Source organism: Empedobacter sp. 225-1 (assembly GCF_030328185.1).
GTDB lineage: Bacteria > Bacteroidota > Bacteroidia > Flavobacteriales > Weeksellaceae > Empedobacter > Empedobacter stercoris.
This window is the reverse complement of the sequence record NZ_JACALO010000046.1, coordinates 1-19396: the sequence shown is the minus strand read 5'-3', so window position 1 is coordinate 19396 and position 19396 is coordinate 1. Positions and strand designations below refer to the sequence as shown.

Annotated in this window: 18 protein-coding genes and 4 tRNA genes; 17 read left to right on the top strand and 5 right to left on the bottom strand. The window is 32.6% G+C overall.

Annotated features, from left to right (window positions below; all coding sequences use genetic code 11):
* Positions 1–111: 111 nt before the first annotated feature.
* On the bottom strand, positions 112–2721 hold the full coding sequence (gene alaS, locus HX088_RS12260; protein ID WP_286484294.1) for an alanine--tRNA ligase: 2610 nt from the start codon (positions 2719–2721) through the stop codon (positions 112–114).
* Positions 2722–2820: 99 nt separating this feature from the next.
* Here alaS and HX088_RS12255 point away from each other — a divergent pair, with 99 nt between their 5' ends.
* Entirely contained in the window at positions 2821–3771 is a 951-nt protein-coding gene (locus HX088_RS12255; RefSeq protein WP_171622544.1) for a M23 family metallopeptidase, read from the top strand.
* Positions 3772–3780: 9 nt separating this feature from the next.
* Positions 3781–4149 carry a MerR family transcriptional regulator gene (locus HX088_RS12250; protein WP_171622543.1) on the top strand — a complete coding sequence of 123 codons (369 nt, stop codon included), beginning with the start codon at positions 3781–3783 and terminating at the stop codon, positions 4147–4149.
* A 17-nt stretch (positions 4150–4166) separates the two neighbouring features.
* On the opposite strand, the gene HX088_RS12245 is transcribed toward HX088_RS12250, so the two are convergent.
* Positions 4167–4577 (bottom strand): RDD family protein, encoded by a 411-nt coding sequence (locus HX088_RS12245; RefSeq protein ID WP_260541266.1) that lies wholly within the window; start codon positions 4575–4577, stop codon positions 4167–4169.
* An 88-nt stretch (positions 4578–4665) separates the two neighbouring features.
* Here HX088_RS12245 and dnaE point away from each other — a divergent pair, with 88 nt between their 5' ends.
* The 10 genes from dnaE (at position 4666) to HX088_RS12195 (ending at position 12052) form a co-directional block, all read left to right on the top strand.
* Positions 4666–9066, top strand: a complete 4401-nt coding sequence (dnaE, locus tag HX088_RS12240; protein ID WP_286484292.1) for a DNA polymerase III subunit alpha — start codon at positions 4666–4668, stop codon at positions 9064–9066.
* A gap of 109 nt (positions 9067–9175) precedes the next feature.
* Entirely contained in the window at positions 9176–9493 is a 318-nt protein-coding gene (gene trxA, locus HX088_RS12235; RefSeq protein ID WP_038331009.1) for a thioredoxin, read from the top strand.
* Between the two features lie 127 nt (positions 9494–9620).
* Positions 9621–9694, top strand: a tRNA-Asp gene (locus HX088_RS12230).
* 44 nt (positions 9695–9738) lie between these two features.
* A tRNA-Asp gene (locus HX088_RS12225) sits at positions 9739–9812 on the top strand.
* 49 nt (positions 9813–9861) lie between these two features.
* Positions 9862–9935: transfer RNA gene (locus HX088_RS12220), tRNA-Asp, on the top strand.
* Positions 9936–9992: 57 nt separating this feature from the next.
* Positions 9993–10069: transfer RNA gene (locus HX088_RS12215), tRNA-Asp, on the top strand.
* 108 nt (positions 10070–10177) lie between these two features.
* A complete protein-coding gene (locus HX088_RS12210) occupies positions 10178–10585 on the top strand; it encodes an NUDIX hydrolase (RefSeq protein WP_284584257.1) in 408 nt (135 codons plus the stop codon).
* Positions 10586–10654: 69 nt separating this feature from the next.
* The gene (locus HX088_RS12205) at positions 10655–10915 is read left to right on the top strand and encodes a hypothetical protein (protein ID WP_171622860.1); all 261 of its coding nucleotides are present in this window, start codon (positions 10655–10657) and stop codon (positions 10913–10915) included.
* A 77-nt stretch (positions 10916–10992) separates the two neighbouring features.
* A complete protein-coding gene (locus HX088_RS12200; RefSeq protein ID WP_394369878.1) occupies positions 10993–11424 on the top strand; it encodes an RNA polymerase sigma factor in 432 nt (143 codons plus the stop codon).
* Complete coding sequence (locus tag HX088_RS12195) at positions 11414–12052, top strand: hypothetical protein (protein ID WP_284584254.1); 639 nt, start codon at positions 11414–11416, stop codon at positions 12050–12052. Before HX088_RS12200 ends, HX088_RS12195 begins: the two co-directional genes overlap by 11 nt.
* 19 nt (positions 12053–12071) lie before the next feature.
* Here HX088_RS12195 and HX088_RS12190 read toward each other — a convergent pair whose 3' ends face one another.
* Complete coding sequence (locus HX088_RS12190) at positions 12072–13397, bottom strand: aspartyl protease family protein (protein WP_171622857.1); 1326 nt, start codon at positions 13395–13397, stop codon at positions 12072–12074.
* Between the two features lie 158 nt (positions 13398–13555).
* Here HX088_RS12190 and HX088_RS12185 point away from each other — a divergent pair, with 158 nt between their 5' ends.
* Entirely contained in the window at positions 13556–14182 is a 627-nt protein-coding gene (locus tag HX088_RS12185; protein ID WP_284584252.1) for a hypothetical protein, read from the top strand.
* 22 nt (positions 14183–14204) lie between these two features.
* Here the strand turns inward: HX088_RS12185 and HX088_RS12180 are convergent, their stop codons facing one another.
* Entirely contained in the window at positions 14205–14780 is a 576-nt protein-coding gene (locus tag HX088_RS12180; RefSeq protein WP_286484291.1) for a hypothetical protein, read from the bottom strand.
* Between the two features lie 161 nt (positions 14781–14941).
* On the bottom strand, positions 14942–16255 hold the full coding sequence (gene ahcY, locus HX088_RS12175) for an adenosylhomocysteinase (protein ID WP_286484290.1): 1314 nt from the start codon (positions 16253–16255) through the stop codon (positions 14942–14944).
* A 74-nt stretch (positions 16256–16329) separates the two neighbouring features.
* On the opposite strand from ahcY, the gene HX088_RS12170 reads away from it, so the two are divergent.
* From HX088_RS12170 to HX088_RS12155, 4 genes are all read left to right on the top strand, one after another.
* Positions 16330–16959, top strand: a complete 630-nt coding sequence (locus tag HX088_RS12170) for a 4'-phosphopantetheinyl transferase family protein (protein WP_286484289.1) — start codon at positions 16330–16332, stop codon at positions 16957–16959.
* A 74-nt stretch (positions 16960–17033) separates the two neighbouring features.
* Positions 17034–17720: a nicotinamide riboside transporter PnuC gene (pnuC, locus tag HX088_RS12165; protein WP_286484288.1), complete on the top strand. Its 687-nt coding sequence runs from the start codon at positions 17034–17036 to the stop codon at positions 17718–17720.
* 60 nt (positions 17721–17780) lie between these two features.
* Entirely contained in the window at positions 17781–18485 is a 705-nt protein-coding gene (locus HX088_RS12160) for a Bax inhibitor-1/YccA family protein (protein ID WP_286484287.1), read from the top strand.
* 70 nt (positions 18486–18555) lie between these two features.
* Positions 18556–19272 (top strand): LOG family protein, encoded by a 717-nt coding sequence (locus HX088_RS12155; protein ID WP_225541772.1) that lies wholly within the window; start codon positions 18556–18558, stop codon positions 19270–19272.
* Positions 19273–19396: the final 124 nt, after the last annotated feature.

Here is a 19396-nt window from a genome sequence, read left to right as displayed (position 1 = left end):
GAGCCCGATACAATATCGAACTCATTTTTATAATTATTAATTTTTAATCTGTCCAAACTTTTGGGTGCAGTCTAATACAAGTCGCTTTTTGAGTCTATTTTTCGGAAAAGATTATTTTACAAAATCTTCTGCTTGTTTAAGAGCAGCATCCAATCCAGAAACCTCTTTACCACCTGCAGTAGCTAAGAAAGGTTGTCCACCTCCACCACCGTTGATGTGTTTTGCGATTTCTTTTACAATTTGCCCTGCATTATACCCTTTTTCATCCACAAGATTTTTTGCAATCGAAATGGTGATAGATGGTTTTACAGTATCATTAGTTCCCACAACTATAAATGCATTTTCGATTTCTTTTGTTAAATCAATTGCATTTTGTTTTGCAGCATTTGTATCTAAGTTTGTTTTTACAGCTAAGAAATTAACGCCGTTGATAGTTTGAACAGCTGTTTTCCAAGTTGCTTTTTCAGCCGCAGCTTGTTGCGCAACAAAAGATTCTAATTGTTTTTTCAATTCAGCATTTTCATCCAATAAATGTTGAACAGCTTTTACCGCATCATTTTTCGTTTTAAGAGCAGCTAAAACATCATTGTAGTTTTTCTCCGCCTCTTTGTACGCTTCGATTGCTTTGTTAGATGTAATTGCTTCGATACGACGAATACCTGCTGCAGTAGAAGATTCAGATAAAATTCTGAATAATCGAATATCAGCTGTGTTTTTTACATGCGTTCCACCACATAACTCGATAGATGAACCAAAACGAATTACACGAACTTTATCACCGTATTTTTCACCGAATAATGCCATTGCTCCGTCAGCGATAGCTTCGTTGATATCACAATCTCTTTTTTCGATTAATGGTAAAGCATCTGCAATTTTATCATTTACTTTTTGTTCAACAATTGCCAATTCTTCATCTGTCATTTTAGAGAAATGAGAAAAGTCAAAACGTAAATAATCATCACCAACATAAGAACCTTTTTGTTCAACATGAGTTCCTAAAACTTCGCGTAACGCTTCGTGCATTAAGTGAGTTGCGGAGTGATTTTTAGTTGTTTCGTTACGTTTTTCAACATTTAATTTAGCATTAAAAGTAGCATTTACATTTTCTGGTAAAGTTTCAACGAAATGAATAACTAAATTGTTTTCCTTTTTTGTATCGATAATTTCTATCGTTTCGTTTAACGTAGAAATTGATCCAGTATCACCAATTTGTCCTCCTGATTCTGCATAGAAAGGCGTTTGGTTGAATACCAATTGAAAAAATTCTCCTTTTTTATTTTTTACTTTTCTGTAACGTGTAATTTTTACTTCAGCTTCTGTGTTATCATAAGCGATAGAAGTTTCATTGCCTGCATTATCCAAAATAACCCAGTCATCCGTTACCAAAGCTGTTGCTTTTTTCGAACGTTCTTTTTGCTTTGCCATTTCAACATCAAATCCAGCTTCGTCAATTGTGAAGCCATGATCTTCTGCAACAATACGAGATAAATCTGCAGGGAAACCGAAAGTATCATACAGTTCGAATACCACATCACCAGGTACAACTTTAGAATCTCCTAATTGCTCGATGATTTGATTTAATCTGTTCAATCCTTGTTCAATTGTACGTAAGAAAGATGCCTCTTCTTCGCGAATAACTCCTGTTACAATTGTTTCTTGTTTTACTAATTCTGGGAAAAATTCACCCATTTCAGCTTTCAAGATTGGATATAATTTATAGATAAAAGGTTCGTTAAGACCTAAAAAACGGTATCCGTAAGAAATAGCACGACGTAAGATACGGCGTATAACATATCCTGCACCTGTGTTAGAAGGTAATTGTCCGTCTGCAATTGCAAAAGAAACAGCGCGTAAATGGTCTACAACAACACGAATTGCAATATCCGTTTTTTCAGCTGTATCATATTTTACTCCAGAGATTTCTTCTAATTTTTGGATTAATGGTTGGAAAACATCAGTGTCGTAGTTAGATGATTTACCTTGTAAAACCATTGCCAAACGCTCAAATCCCATTCCTGTATCGATATGTCGAGCAGGTAAAGACTCTAAAGAGCTATCAGCTTTGCGTTGATATTGCATAAATACCAAGTTCCAAATTTCGATTACTTGTGGATGATCCATATTAACTAAAGATTTTCCATCAACAGCTAAACGATCTGCTTCTGGTCGAATGTCAATATGAATTTCAGAACAAGGTCCACATGGTCCAATATCACCCATTTCCCAGAAATTATCTTTTTTATTTCCGTAAAGAATTCGGTCTTCCGCAATATGTTGTTTCCAAAGCTCTAATGCTTCTTCATCTAAAGAAGTTCCATCACCTTTGTCACCCTCAAAAACAGTTACATAGATTTGATCTTTAGAAATTCCGTATTTTTCTGTTAGTAATTCCCATGCCCAAGCAATTGCTTCTTTTTTGAAGTAATCACCAAAAGACCAGTTTCCTAACATTTCGAACATCGTGTGGTGGTAAGTATCTTTTCCTACATCGTCCAAATCATTATGTTTACCAGAAACACGAAGACATTTTTGTGTATCCGCGATACGATTACTTTTTGGAGTTCCGTTTCCTAAAAAGAATTCTTTGAATTGTGCCATACCCGAATTATTAAACATTAATGTCGGATCGTCTTTCAAAACAATAGGTGCAGAGTCGACAATTGAGTGTCCTTTTGTTTCAAAAAAATGCAAAAATTCTTTTCTTATATCTTTGGATTTCATTTATTTAAATTATTTTTATCATTTGATTAACATGTTTGCTCATACAATATTCGTTACTTTGCAAACGTTTTACAAAGATAATAAAAGCTTGGTTAAGTAATGGAAAATAAAAACTATAAGTATAATTCTGTGAGATTTTTGATGAGTTGGGTGAAGAAAAGAGCGAAGAAAACTCCTAAAACAGCATTATACGTTTTACTATTTTTATGTTTATCGACAATATCTGCTGGTATGGTTGGGTATCATTTTAATGATTCTGAGTTCGCTTCAAAAGCAGGGAAATTTAAAAACAGCGAAAGCAAATTATTAGCTGAACTGGAAAGAATGGAAAATGAAAACCAAGAGTTACATAAAAAATTTAAAGAAGTAGAAGAAGCCTTGACAGAAATCGAAGAAAAAGATCGCAATATTTATCGTACGATTTATGATATGCGTGTCAATGAGAATATCGATTCTGTAAATAATGAAATTGATAATTATACAGCTGAAGACATTGAAAAATTAGTTGCAAAAATTGCAGCTGAATCAAAATCATTGGACGAAGTTTTTCGTTTGGCGGGTGTAAAAGATGCGAATTTATCATCAATGCCAGTTCTAAAACCTGTTGCAGATAAATATGTAAATCGTTTGGCTTCCGGTTTTGGGTCACGTTTTCATCCAATTTTAAAAGTGAATAAAATGCACAAAGGTTTAGACTTTGCTGCCGCTACAGGAACGCCAATTTACGCAACTGGAGATGGTTCTGTAAAAGTATCTGAATTTAATTCGGGTTATGGAAATATGGTTGTGTTAAAACACGGAAATGGATACGAAAGCTTGTATGCTCACATGACACGTGCGAAAGTTCGTAGAGGACAAAAAGTGAAAAGAGGTGATGTGATTGGTTATGTAGGATCGACAGGTTTATCGACAGGAGCGCATTTACATTACGAAATTCACAAAAATGGAGAACCTGTAGATCCAATTATGTATTTCTATAATGACGTTGATCCAGACGATTTTATTAAAATTTATCAAAACTCTAAAAAAATGTCATTATCTTTGGATTAAACGCTGATAATGAATGTAGACCTTCCTGACAAACTTTATTATTCGATAGGCGAAGTAGCCAAAGCTTTTGATGTAAATGCATCATTGATTCGTTTTTGGGAAAAAGAATTTGAAATAATTCAGCCTAAAAAGAATGCAAAAGGTAATCGATTATTTACTAAAGATGATATCCAATGTTTCAAGAATATTTATTATTTGGTCAAAATAAAAGGGTATACGCTCGATGGTGCAAAACAAGCAATTGGTAAAAAAGGAGTGGTCAAAACAAAAGATGAAATAGATGTTGTAAAACGTCTCGAAAATATTAAAGACGAACTCATCAAACTTAAAATGAGTTTTGAGTCGGAAGAAATTTTAGAAAAAGATGAACTGAATTAAGTTCATCTTTTTTTATTTTATGATTTAACAACTTTAGTTTTTGCTAAAATATCGCCCAATCTTTGATTCGTTTCAGAGTTTTTAATCAGAATAATTCCAATTAATCCAAAAAACATCATATCAATCGGATCGACAAGATGTCTAAGAAAAGACTGTTTAATTGTAACATTTTTTTTAGTATTTATATCAATAGGTTTCAATCCAACAATTAAATTTCCAAAAGTCGAATTTAGAACTGTTTCAAAAACACAAAAATAGACGAACCAAAAAATGATTATAGGTAAAGTTTTTAATCCACTAACAGAATAAGCTCCTTCACTATTCAATTCTCCAAAGTTTCTTAAATAAAAGAAAGTAATAAAAATGATAATTGTGTAATCTATTAATGCAGCTAATACTCTACGTAAAATGTATTTTTCTTGATTCATAAACTAAATATAGAGTTTTATTCTTAACTTTTCTTAAGAAAATCTTCTCTTAAGATTTCGTAAATTTACAGATTCAAACGAAAACTCAATGTACTTAATATACGATACAGAGACAACTGGTCTTCCGAAAGATTGGAATGCACCGATTTCTGATTCCGACAACTGGCCGCGATGTATACAAATCGCTTGGCAATTGCACGATGAAATGGGGCAAATTATTGAACATCAAGATTATTTGGTTCGTCCAGATGGTTTTGATATTCCGTACGATTCTGAGCGTATTCACGGAATTTCAACTGATTTAGCTACCGAAAAAGGAGTTCCATTAAAAGAAGTTTTAGATAAATTCAATGAAGTTTTAGGTAAAGCTAAATTTATTGTTGGACAAAATTTAGGTTTCGATATCAACATTATGGGAGCCGAATTTTATCGTCTGAATTATGAAAATAATTTAGCAGATAAACCTGTTTTGGATACATGTACAGAAGTTACCGCAGAGTTGTTAAAACTTCCTGGTGGTCGTGGTGGTCGTTACAAATTACCAACGTTAACAGAATTGCATGAATATCTTTTTGGTGTTCCATTTGGTGAAGCACACAACGCAACTGCGGATGTGGAAGCAACGACACGTTGTTTTTTTGAGTTGATTCGTAAAGGTATTTTTACAAAAAATGAATTAGAAGTTGAAGATGAATATTTTGTTCGATTTAATGAAATCAATCAAACAAATATTCAACCAATTGGATTAAATCATGTCAATTTAAAGAAAGCTTCACAAGAAATTGCAAAAGCAAAAGCGAAAGAAGAAGGAGGTGATGAGGCAGTTGAAATTTCAGAAGAAGTTTTAGCGCAGTTTGAGAAAGCAAAATTTGCACATTTACATAATCATACACAATTCTCAATTTTACAATCAACGATTTCTGTTAAAGATTTAGTAGCTGCAGCTTCAAAAAATAAAATGCCTGCGGTTGCAATGACCGATCATGGAAATATGATGGGAGCATTTCATTTTAATGCAGAAGTACAAAATCATAACAAAGCAGCAAAAGAAAAGAATGAAGAATTAATTGCAGAAGGAAAAGAACCAACTGAAGTGTTAATAACACCTATTATTGGTTCGGAATTTTTTGTTTGTGAGAATCATTTAGATAAATCAAAAAAAGATAATGGTTATCAAATCGTTGTTTTTGCAAAGAATAAAAATGGTTATCATCATTTAGCAAAAATGGCGTCGAAAGCATATACAGATGGTTTTTACTATGTGCCTCGTATTGATAAAGCGATTATTGAAGAATATAAAGAAGATTTGATTGTTTTATCTGGAAATTTGCAAGGTGAAGTTCCAAATAAAATTTTGAATCTTGGTGAAAAACAAGCCGAAGAGGCCTTGCTTTGGTGGAAAGAGCAATTTGGTGATGATTTTTACATCGAATTGATGCGTCATGGTCAAGAAGATGAAGATCGTGTCAACCAAACATTGCTTGCTTTTGCGCGCAAACACAATGTAAAAGTTGTCGCAACAAATAATACCTATTACATTAACCAAGACGATTCGAATGCCCACGATATTTTGTTGTGTGTACGAGATGCCGAGAAACAATCGACTCCTATTGGTCGTGGTCGTGGATTTCGTTTTGGTTTGCCAAATCAAGAATATTATTTTAAGTCGGAAGCAGAAATGAAACAATTATTTCAAGACATTCCCGAAGCAATTATTAATATTCAAGAAATTGTTGATAAGATAGAAGAATACACACTTTATCGAGATGTATTACTTCCAAAATTTGATATTCCCGAAGAATTTCATCACGCAGAAGATGATGAAGATGGAGGGAAAAGAGGTGAGAATGCTTATTTAAAACATTTAACCTACGAAGGTGCAAAAATTCGTTACCCAGAATTGACCGACGAAATTAAAGAACGCTTGGATTTCGAATTAGCCACAATTGAAAAAACAGGTTATCCTGGTTATTTCTTGATTGTACAAGATTTCATCGCAGCAGCTCGTAAAATGGGCGTATCGGTTGGTCCAGGTCGTGGTTCGGCGGCAGGATCAGCAGTTGCTTATTGTTTATGGATTACCAATTTAGATCCGATAAAATACGATTTACTTTTTGAGCGTTTCTTAAATCCAGACCGTGTATCTATGCCCGATATCGATATCGACTTTGATGATGAAGGACGATCATTGGTAATGGATTATGTGATTGATAAATATGGAGCAAATCAAGTAGCGCAAATTATCACATACGGAACAATGGCGGCTAAATCTTCGATAAAAGATACAGCACGTGTATTGGATTTACCATTATTTGATGCCAATCGTGTAGCAGGTTTAATTCCAAATATGAAATTGGCAAAGATTTTCAATTTAGATGATAATGCCTTAAAAGAATCCTTAAAACCAGAAGAATTTGATGCGGTAAGTGAATTAAAGCGTTTATCAAACGGAACTGATTTAGCTGCTGAAACTATTCAACAAGCTAAAATCTTAGAAGGTTCTGTACGTAATACGGGTATTCACGCGTGTGGAGTGATTATTACGCCAGATGATATCACCAATTTCGTTCCTGTAACAACTGCCAAAGATTCAGATTTATATGTGACTCAATTTGATAACTCGGTTGCAGAAAGTGCCGGATTATTGAAGATGGACTTCTTGGGGTTGAAGACCTTAACGTTGATTAAAGATACGATTAAGTTAGTGAAGGCAAGAACAGGAATCGAGATTGATCCTGATGAAATTCCGATTGATGACGAAAAAACATATGAGCTTTTCCAACGAGGTGAAACAGTTGGAGTTTTTCAATACGAGTCGCCTGGAATGCAAAAATATATGAAGGATCTTCGTCCAACTGTTTTTGCAGATTTAATCGCCATGAACGCCCTGTATCGTCCAGGTCCAATTGAATATATTCCGTCTTTCGTTCGTCGTAAAAATGGGGAGGAACCGATTACCTATGATTTGGATGCGATGGAAGAGTATTTATCAGAAACCTACGGGATTACTGTTTATCAGGAGCAAGTAATGTTGCTTTCGCAGAAATTAGCAGGATTCTCCAAAGGTGATGCCGATGTTTTACGTAAAGCGATGGGTAAAAAGCAAAAAGCAGTTCTGGATAAAATGAAACCAAAATTTGTGGAACAAGCGTCTGAAAAAGGACATGATCCGAAAATTTTAGAAAAAGTTTGGACAGACTGGGAAGCCTTCGCATCGTATGCATTCAACAAATCGCATTCAACATGTTATGCATGGGTAGCGTATCAAACAGCTTATCTGAAAGCACATTATCCAGCAGAATATATGGCGGCTGTTCTTTCAAATAATATGAATGATATCAAGCAAGTGACCTTCTTTATGGAAGAGTGTAAGCGAATGGGATTAGCTGTACTTGGACCAGATATCAACGAATCCATTACAAAATTTAATGTAAACGAAAATTACGAGATTCGTTTTGGAATGGGAGCTGTAAAAGGTGTTGGGCAAGCCGCAGTAAACTCGATAATTTCTGAACGTGAAGCAAATGGTCCGTTCAAAGATATATACGATTTTGTTAAACGTGTCGAATTGCGAACAGTGAACAAAAAAACAATCGAAAACTTAGTTTTAGCTGGAGGTTTTGATTCGTTTGAATTTCATCGTGGACGTTATTTTTATATCGAAAATACGACAACTAATTTGGAAAAATTAATCAAATACGGAGCAAACTTCCAAGAGCAAAAAAACTCTGCTCAAACCTCTTTATTTGGCGATTTTGGTGGCGATTCTGTGATAGAAGATGTAGTGCCGATGCTACCAGATTGCGAAAAATGGAACATGTTGCAACGTTTATCTAAAGAAAAAGAAGTGGTTGGGATTTATATTTCTTCTCATCCATTAGATGATTTCAAACATGAGCTGAAAATGGCTTCCAATTGTAGTATTTCGGATATTAATGCAAACGAGGATAATTTTGTCAATAAAGAAGTATCGATTTGTGGAATGATGTCAAATATTCAACATCGAATTGCGAAAAATGGAAATGAATTTGGTATTTTTACGTTCAGTGATTATACCGATTCCATGGATATTATGGTTTTTGGAGGAGATTATTTGAAATATAGACACTTTATGCAAGAGAATATGTTCTTGAATTTGAAATTGAATATCTCGAAAAAAGAATTCAAAGATAAAGAAGGAAACGTGACGCAAGGGCGAGTGTATAAAAATATCACGAATATTCTGTTGTTAAATGAAATTGTAGAAAAACAAGCCGAAAAAATGACGGTAAAGATTGAAGTTCCAGCATTTTCGGAAGAAACTTTTACCAAACTATCGGATATTATGTACAAATATCAAGGAGATAAATTATTGAAAATCCAACTAATTGATCCAAAAGATTATTTGAATAATTTAGATTTGCCAGCAGGTAAAATTAAAATAAATATTTGCCGAGATTTGTTAAAAGAATTAGATGAATTACAGGAGATTACATTTAAACTGAATTAATTATACATTTCATTTATCTTGTAATTGACAGATAATATAAAAGGAATTTTTCTGCAATAAAATTTTATGTAGATTTGTAAACTTAAGATTAGATAAAAAATATAAGATTATGGCATTAGAAGTAACAGACGCATCATTTGCATCGGATATTATAGAGTCAGGAAAACCTGCAATGGTTGATTTTTGGGCTGTTTGGTGTGGTCCTTGTAGAATGGTTGGTCCAGTTGTGGAAGAGCTAGCTACAGAATATCAAGGAAAAGCAGTGATTGGTAAAGTTGATGTAGACACAAACCAAGAAGTTGCTGCAAAATACGGAATCCGTAACATTCCTACAATTTTATTCTTCAAAGACGGAGAAGTTGTAGATAAAGTTGTTGGAGTTGTTCCAAAAGAACAATTAGTAGAAAAATTAAATGCGATTTTATAATAGATTAAATCGTTGATTATGAAATAAAAAAATCTCGGATGAAAAGTTTCCGAGATTTTTTTAGAAAAAAGTTTAGGTTTTATCAGAAAACCGCCTATATTTGCAATCCGAAATCAATACAGATTTTGATCCGGTAGTTCAGTTGGTTAGAATACTTGCCTGTCACGCAAGTGGTCGCGGGTTCGAGTCCCGTCCGGATCGCAAAAAGTTTCGTTCTTTTACACAATATATTTTTTATAATTTCTGATCCGGTAGTTCAGCTGGTTAGAATACTTGCCTGTCACGCAAGTGGTCGCGGGTTCGAGTCCCGTCCGGATCGCAATTTTTTATAAAAATTCATAAAAAATATATTTAATTTATAATTTTCTGATCCGGTAGTTCAGTTGGTTAGAATACTTGCCTGTCACGCAAGTGGTCGCGGGTTCGAGTCCCGTCCGGATCGCATCTATTTCTTTTTCTATTTTAGATCGACGAAAATTATAAATAAAAAAAACAGACTGATCCGGTAGTTCAGTTGGTTAGAATACTTGCCTGTCACGCAAGTGGTCGCGGGTTCGAGTCCCGTCCGGATCGCCAACTTTTATAGCTTCACAATTTATTGTGGAGCTTTTTTTTGCTCTAAACTTTTCTACGTTTACTTTTGCATAACGCATAACGCATAACGCATAACGCATAACGCATAACATGAATCATATATATTTGGTCAATGCATTGGTAACAGATGCAGAGGGTAGAATGCTTGCTGTTCGAAAAAAGAATTCGAAATTTTTTCAGATGGTTGGAGGCAAACGCGAAAAAGGTGAAGAATTATTAGCAACACTTCGGCGCGAATTTTTAGAGGAAATTAATATCGATATTTTACTGCACGATGTTTCGTTTTTAGGACAACACACTTCTGTTGCCGTTAACGAGAAAAACACAGAAGTACATGCAAATGTTTTTCATGTGAAATTGAAGTCGTTAAAAACGCTTAAAATTGCTTCTGAGATAGAAGAACTGGCTTGGGTAACGAAAGAAAACTACACAGATTATCAATTGGCTCATTTGTTAGAAGAATTTAGTTTGCCTATATGGTTGGAAATGGAATGCTAAAAACTCAAAAAATTCTGTAACGTTTTTATTTTATGTCTACTAACTTGTAAACACTAAAATAATTTGGCGATGAAATCTATTTGGGAAGCAACTTTTGAGCATAATGTAATTAGAATTGAGAATAATTGGTTTTCTGGAGAAAAATTAGTTGTAAACGGACAATTACAAGATTTAAAGCAGAATCTATTTGCATCTAATTTAGAAGGTCATCTTTTTACAATGACGAAAGAGAAGTTGAAAATTAAAGTTAGATTGTTTTCAGATTTTTTCAGAATAAATTGTATTCTTTTTGTCGATAACGAACAAGTTGTTTTGAAACAAATAAAATAACAATTTTGAGGGTAAAACAGACTTATTTCTTAGAATTAATCGAACAACACAAAGGGATTTTGCACAAAGTCGCTAAGATGTATATGGATGATGCTGATGATCAGAATGATTTGATGCAAGAAATTGTTTTGCAGTTGTGGAAATCATTTGAACGGTTTGAGGGAAATTCACAATTTTCGACTTGGATGTATCGTGTTTCACTGAATACGGCTTTAACTTATTTCAAAAAAGAAAAGAAAAAGACGGATACTCACACATTTATAGAAAATATAGATCGTGTAGATGAGGTAGATTCTCGCGAAAAAGAGACGCAACTTGAGTTGTTTTACAAAGCTGTTCACGAATTAAATAAAGTAGAAAAAGCCTTAATTTTTCTTTTTTTAGAAGGACAAAGTCACAAAGAAATTGGTGCAAACTTAGGAATTACTGAAGGAAATGCTCGCGTAAAACTGAATCGTACAAAAGATAAACTACAAATTATTATAAAAAAATACGGCTATGAATTTTGATGAATTACAAAAACAATGGGATAATCAGTCTTCAGAAGATGTGAAGATTCAGAAGGATTTGAAAAATTTAAATACAGCAAATAATATATTTGAAGACTTAAGAAAAAAGATAAAAACTGAGTTAATAATAACCATTATTTCATTTGCTTTCCTTTTCGTGATACCCATAGTCCCAATATATAAGATTAATGGAGTAGTTACATTTTTCTATTATTTCTTTATTTTTTATTTGTTAATAGCAGCAATAGTTACATATTTACGTTTTTATCATTTTTATAAAATCTCAAAAGATTATGAAATTAACTCGTCGAAAGAGTTGTTACTGAAAGTTTATTATGAACTAAAGTATGCTTTAGATACGTATTTTATTACAACAATAATAGCTACGCCAAATGGAATTGGACTATATTTTATATTGTTTTCTTTTGGGAATTCAGAAAAATATTTTGCACAGTTAATGAATTTTTCTGAAACATTTAATTCTAATCCCAAGTTTTTTATTTGGTTATTATTATTAATTGTTTTTTCAATTGTATTTGTAGGAGGGCTTTTATATTACATGTATGTAATATATTATGGTAGTAGATTAAAATTAATTAAAGAGATTTTAAACCAATTAGAAGAGTAGCGATATGTTACTCTTTTTTTTAATACGGAATTTCCAAGACAAATTTGTAAACAAGTGATTGATTATTTCTGAGGATTTCGACCGAAATTTCTTGGAATTCATTTTGTTTCATAAAATTTTCAATATCATTCAAACTCATGTTATTCACATGTTTTCCGTTCAGTTTGATTAATCGATCATTTGCTTTTAAACCAATCAAATCTGCATTCGAATTTTTTCGAACAGATTCTATTTTGTAAACAGGTTTCATAACGATTTGATAATTTACTTTTTGAGGAGAAAAAGTGTTGGTTTCGGAAGCTGAGCGTTGTTGAAAATCAACATTAACTTTTTCATTTTTCCATTCAAACTCATCATGAATAATCGTCAAACCACTTCTGTTATAATGAAAAGCATCTCTAAAATTTCGGTTCGATTTATAATAAAATGTTTTATTTCGGTAATCTAAAATAATTGAAAAACGTCTTAAAACCTCATTCCCTAAAGATCCTTTTCGGTTATTTTTGAGATTAATGTATTGAATAGATTCATAATCAGGAACAGCAATCAAAGGATAATGCAGTTTATATTTTCCGAGATTTACAGACGTAATTGTGCCACGTTCACCGTTAATTATTCCATTGAATCCTTTTCCTAATTCATCATCAAACGCATGGTTTAAAGGAGCTAAATTTTTAATTTCATTCTTGAATAACCACAACCCATCACTGTTACCAATATCTATGAGCATTTTTTGATCAGTAAATTCACGTTCATAAAAAAAATCAATTGAGGTAAACGGTTTGTTTTCTGTGCTAATTTCTAACGCTTTTGATTGATATTTCTTTAATTTTTTAACCTCTTTTATCGTCGCATAAATTGTGATTTTTTGTTTTGCATAATCAATTTCGATTGGATGATTCTTAAAAAATTCTGAACCAATAATCCCATGAACATCAATTCCTAAACGAGAAAATAAATTAAAATTTTCGTCTTGAATTATTATAATATTGGCATTAGTAGCTAAATAATGATTGCCAACGGCTAATTTATTATTCTTTGAATAAAACCCCTTGGTGTCTTTCGCATCTTTTCCTAAACCTTTTAGTGTAATAGTTTGAATATCTTTTTTATCAATTGTTTGATCAAATTGGCTAAATAAAATGGTTTCTTTTAGACCAGAATCAATGATAAAATTCATCGGTTGATTATTGAATGTTACTGGAACAATGACTAAGTTTTTGATAAATTGAAAATGAATTTTTTCTTTTTTAATCTTTTCGGATAAAATAAGTCCACTTTCTTGTGCATGAATATGCAAGAAATTTAAGAATAAAAATACGATGATGTAAAATCTAAATAGCATTCAACTGATTGTATCTATTAAATTTATGCAAAAAAAGAATGCAAATATGGATTAAATCTTAAGAATTGAAACAAAACTTTAACATGTTGTTGTGTAACCTTTGGGAGTTTTGAACATCTATATTTTATAAAATTGATAATAATTTAAAAACCAAATAGATGACAAAAATTTACTTCCTTATTTTATGTTTTATAACGTTTGCAAATGCACAAGATTATAAAAAAGATACGATAGAATTGCACGAAACGATTTTGTATGATAAATCTAAGTTTAAATTAAAAAGAGTTGGATCAGATACTAAGACTAAGACTGTACAAGTTGGTTTGAATTCAGATATTAATTTTAAAAAAGATTCTTTACCAAAATATATAAAACAAATTGCTATCCCTATAAGTGCACCTAATAAAGAATTTACTTTTCAACGAATAAATTTTAATTTCAGTTATCCATTAAAAGTTGATTCTGTTATTGTAAAAGTAGATTTATTTAGTGATTTAGATAATCGTCCAGATAAAACGATATTAGAAAATCCTTTTAATATTGTAGTTAAAAAAGGAAGTCAGCAGGATGATATTTTTACTTATGATTTGAGAGATTATAATATTAAACATAAAGGAAATTTCTACATAAAAGTAGAATTGTTAACAAAACTTGAGTCACCAATATATCTTAGCGCAGCGTTGTTAGCAAAATGTTTGTACAAAACTAAAGATTCGGATAAATGGCAGAAAACGCCTTTGGGAATAACGCCAGCGATAAATACAGATATATTAATTAAACGATAAAAAAGAGCTAATCAGCTCTTTTTTATCGTGGTATTCCCCAACCCCAAGGAGCGGGTGGTGTTTCAATTTCATTTGTTAAATCGAAGTAAACGTTAAATGGTACTTTAGAACCAGGTTTTTGCAAATTGTAACTAAATGTTTTGTCATCAAGTGTAATCCACCAAATATTTGTTGAAGCATAATCTATAAGACTTGCTGTTTCTTGGTCGGCAGGAAACATCTGGAAATCTTTAAAACCATAATTGGTATTTGTTCCACCATAAAAAGTTACCGACTCTGAAGTTCCATTTTCGTGACGATGATCGTGTTTTAGTGTAATGACTCCATCTTTTTTAGTCAAAATCCATGTACGTGAATAATTATCACCCACATTGAACGGAATTTTTATTTCGTTTTCTGAACAGCTTTTAACATGCATCGTTAATTTTTTACCAGCAAAATCATCACGTTTTATGTGTTCAGCTAATTTTCCTTCATAGGCTTTACCGCAATGTTTTTCGAGGTTTTTCCAAAATATTTCCGAAGGTTTATCTGTTTGTGCAAAAAGTGAAGTGCCTCCAATTAATACAAATCCAAGCTGTATGTATTTTTTAATCATAATCAGTAATAAAAACTATTCAATAATATTTTAAAGATAATCTTTTTAGAATTAATTGTTGAGCTTAATTTTCTATGCATAAAAAAGCCCTCGCTTGTTCAGGGCGAGGGCATATAGTTAAGTGTGTTATTTCTTCAAATAAAAATCTAAATTAAAATTAATTAATATCTATAATATTCTGGTTTATATGGTCCTTCAACCGTTACACCAATGTATTCTGCTTGTTCTTGAGATAAAACTTCTAATTCTACTCCTAATTTAGCTAAGTGTAATTCTGCAACTTTTTCATCTAAATGCTTCGGTAAAGTATATACTTTATTTTCGTAAGCTGATGAATTAGTCCACAACTCGATTTGAGCTAAAGTTTGGTTAGAGAAAGAGTTTGACATCACGAAAGAAGGGTGACCTGTTGCACATCCTAAGTTTACTAAACGACCTTCAGCTAAAACGATAATATCGTTTCCGTTGATGTTGTACTTGTCAACTTGAGGTTTGATTTCTTCTTTTGTAGATCCGTAAGTAGCGTTTAACCAAGCCATGTCGATTTCGTTATCGAAGTGACCAATGTTACAAACAACAACTTTGTCTTTCATTTTTTCGAAATGCTCTGCGCGTACAATTCCAAAGTTACCAGTCGTCGTAATTACGATATCAGCGTTTGCAACAACTGTATCTAAACGTTTTACTTCGTAACCTTCCATCGATGCTTGTAAAGCACAAATAGGGTCGATTTCTGTTACTGTAACAATTGCTCCAGCGCCACGGAAAGAAGCCGCTGTACCTTTACCAACATCACCAAAACCACAAACTACAACACGTTTACCAGCAATCATCAAGTCAGTAGCACGTTTAATAGCATCTACTGCAGATTCGCGACATCCGTATTTGTTGTCGAATTTAGATTTTGTTACAGAATCATTTACGTTAATTGCAGGCATAGGCAATGTACCTTTCTCCATTCTTTCATAAAGACGGTGTACACCCGTAGTTGTTTCTTCTGATAATCCTTTGATCTCAGCAACCAATTCTGGGTAACGATCAATCACCATATTCGTTAAATCTCCACCATCATCCAAAATCATGTTTAATGGTTTGCGATCTTCTCCGAAAAATAATGTTTGCTCGATACACCAATCGAATTCCTCTTCGTTCATCCCTTTCCAAGCATACACAGGAATCCCAGCAGCAGCAATTGCAGCAGCAGCGTGATCTTGTGTAGAGAAAATATTACATGACGACCATGTAACATCAGCTCCTAAAGCAACCAACGTTTCGATTAATACTGCAGTTTGGATTGTCATGTGTAGACAACCTGCAATGCGAGCACCTTTCAAAGGTTGAGCAGCTTTATACTCTTCACGGATAGCCATTAACCCAGGCATTTCTGCCTCAGCCAACGTAATTTCCTTTCTTCCCCACTCAGCTAAAGAAATATCTTTAACTTTGTATGGAATGTATTGCGTTTTTGTATCCATCAATTGATATATTTAACTAACTTTTTTTTAAAGTTTATAAGGAACAAATTTACAAACAAATTTCGATTAATAAAATGCCCGTTATCGATTATATTAACGATTTTAAACATACCCGCATTATTACGTGGAATGTAACAGAATCGAATGAAGAATTGTTAGAATATCTTCATTTAGAGGATTATAGAATAGAAAAATATACGAATCTACGACCTAAGCAAGCTCGGGAATATCTTGGCTTGCGTGCTTGTCTAAAGAAATTGGACTTGGATTACGATGTAAATTACGACGAACGTGGAAAACCTTTTTTACCTACAAATAAAGAAATTTCTATCACGCATTCCTATGGATTGGTTTCTGTTGGCGTGAGCGAATATAATATTGGGATAGATATTGAATTGGCTCGACCAAGAAAAATTTTAAACATTAAACACAAATTTGCGCGTCCAGATGAAATCGCTTGGATTCCGCAAGAGCATGAAATTGAATATTTGCATGTAATTTGGGGAATGAAAGAAGGTTTGTACAAATTGAATGGTGGAAATCTTTGGAATTTTCTGAATCATTATCGTGCAGAAGAATTTGAATTAATAGAGAATAAACAATTTATTTGTTGGATTTCGGATGATGTAAAATCTCGAAAATATCATGCGTTCTACAAAATGATTGAAGATCATTATTTGGTTTGGGTGTTGGATTATGAATAGATTGAAGTTAGAAATTATAATTACGAATTTAGATTTACGATTTAGAATGAATTATTTTAACTCACAACTTAAGAATGAACGATTTTATTGATTACATCTTTGCTCCTTATAAAACCTATTCTACACTGAATATTTTACTTGAAATAATTGCAACTTTATTTGGAATTATTTCAGTTTATTACACTTACAAACGTAATATATTGGTTTATCCGACCACTATTATTTCGACATTTATTTTTATCTATTTATTTTTTAATTGGGGATTGTATGGCGAAACAATAATCAATTTTTATTATACATCGATGGCAATATATGGTTGGATTTTGTGGCAAAAAAATCTTGAAGAAGATCATAAACATGTCGATGTTTCGTGGGCTTCGAAAAAAGAATATTTGTATGCAACGATTTTGTTTGCATTGAGTTTTCTGTTTATTCTGACGATTTATTATTTCCGTCCAGTTATTCAGAATGGATTTGACACAAGTTTTATCAATCAATGTCAATTTCATTATACTCAAATAGATTTTATAGATGCATCGACAACAGCCATCTTTTTGATTGGGATGTGGATGATGGCGCGACGAAAAATTGATAACTGGTATTTCTGGATAATTGGTGATTTGGTGATGATTCCACTGATGATTCATAAAGGAGCTGTGATTACATCATTTCAGTATATTGTTTTGTTAGTTTTATCGATTATTGGACTAATTGATTGGATTAAATCTATTAAAAATTACCAAAAAATAGTGAGCGAGTAAATAAGTTTATTTTATTATTTTAGCATTAATTATTTATCAAAAATTTTACCTAAAAAAAATATGGAAGATCAACACGTATATCAACAAAACCAATTGGTTGCAGAAGCAACGAGTGCAGAAAGAGCAAATTTTTATAAACATACCTATGGACATGTTGCAGGAGGAGTTTTAGTATTTGTATTAATCGAATCTTTGATGTTGAAATCAGAAGCTTTAGTCAGCTTTATGTTAAGTTTAACCTCAGGATATCTTTGGTTAATTCTATTGGCTGGATTTATGGGAATTACTTGGGTCGCACAAAAAATGGCTTATGGTTCGATTTCTAAATCAAAACAATACTTAGGTTACTTATTGTATATAATTGCAGAAGCTTTAATTTTTGTTCCAATGCTTTACATCGCATTGTATTATGGCGGAACATACGTTATAAAACAAGCAGCTGTAGTAACAGGAGGATTATTTGTAGGATTATCAGCTATTGTATTTTTAACAAAAGCAGATTTCTCTATTTTACGAGGAGCATTAACTATAGGATTTTTCTTAGCAATTGGATTGATTATTGCAGGAATGTTATTCGGGTTCGATCTAGGATTATGGTTCTCAGTTGGAATGTGCGCCTTAGCTGGTGGAGCAATTTTGTACAACACTCACCAATTAAAATATGAGTTCGGAACACAACAATATGTTGCAGCAGCATTGTCGTTATTTGCATCATTAATGTTACTATTCTGGTATATTTTAAGAATTTTTATGAGCAGAGATTAAACAGAAACAAACAATAAATTTGTATATTGAACCGTAGCATTTTTGTTACGGTTCTTTTTATTAAAATACTATGACAAATAAAGAAAAAGAAGTAGATAGAATACAATCTCCGTTTCGACCAAAAGATTGGAACGAGATTAGAATAAATGACTCTTGGGCATTGTTCAAGATTATGGCAGAGTTTGTAAATGGTTATGAAGCCATGTCAAAAATTGGACCTTGTGTTTCTATTTTTGGTTCGGCACGTACATCAAAAGAAAATCATTATTATCAATTAGCAGAGGAAATTGCCTATCAATTAACTAAAATAGGTTTTGGTGTTATTACAGGAGGAGGACCTGCAATTATGGAAGCTGCAAATAAAGGTGCTCAAAAAGGAGGAGGCTCATCTGTTGGTTTAGGAATTACATTGCCTTTCGAGACAGAATTGAACAAATATATTGACCGTGAATATGAAATAAATTTTGATTATTTCTTTGCTCGAAAAGTGATGTTTGTAAAATATTCTCAAGGATTCATCGTAATGCCAGGAGGTTTCGGAACATTAGATGAACTGTTTGAAGCATTAACTTTAGTTCAGACAAAGAAAACAGGTCGTTTCCCAATCGTTTTGGTTGGTACTGAATATTGGTCTGGATTATTTGATTGGATTAGAGATCGAGTGATTGCAGATGGTTATATTTCTGAAACAGATTTAGATCTTTTCCGTTTGGTTGATACAGCAGAAGAGGCGGTTGGTCACATTCAGAATTTCTATGCAAAATATAATATCAAGCTTAATTTTTAAGCAACAAAAAACCTCATCATTTGATGAGGTTTTTTATATTTTTATGATTGTCCCGTCCTGAAATAGCGATACAAAAAAGAAATCGTTATTATGGAAGAAAGAAGCAATTATGTCAAACGTACTC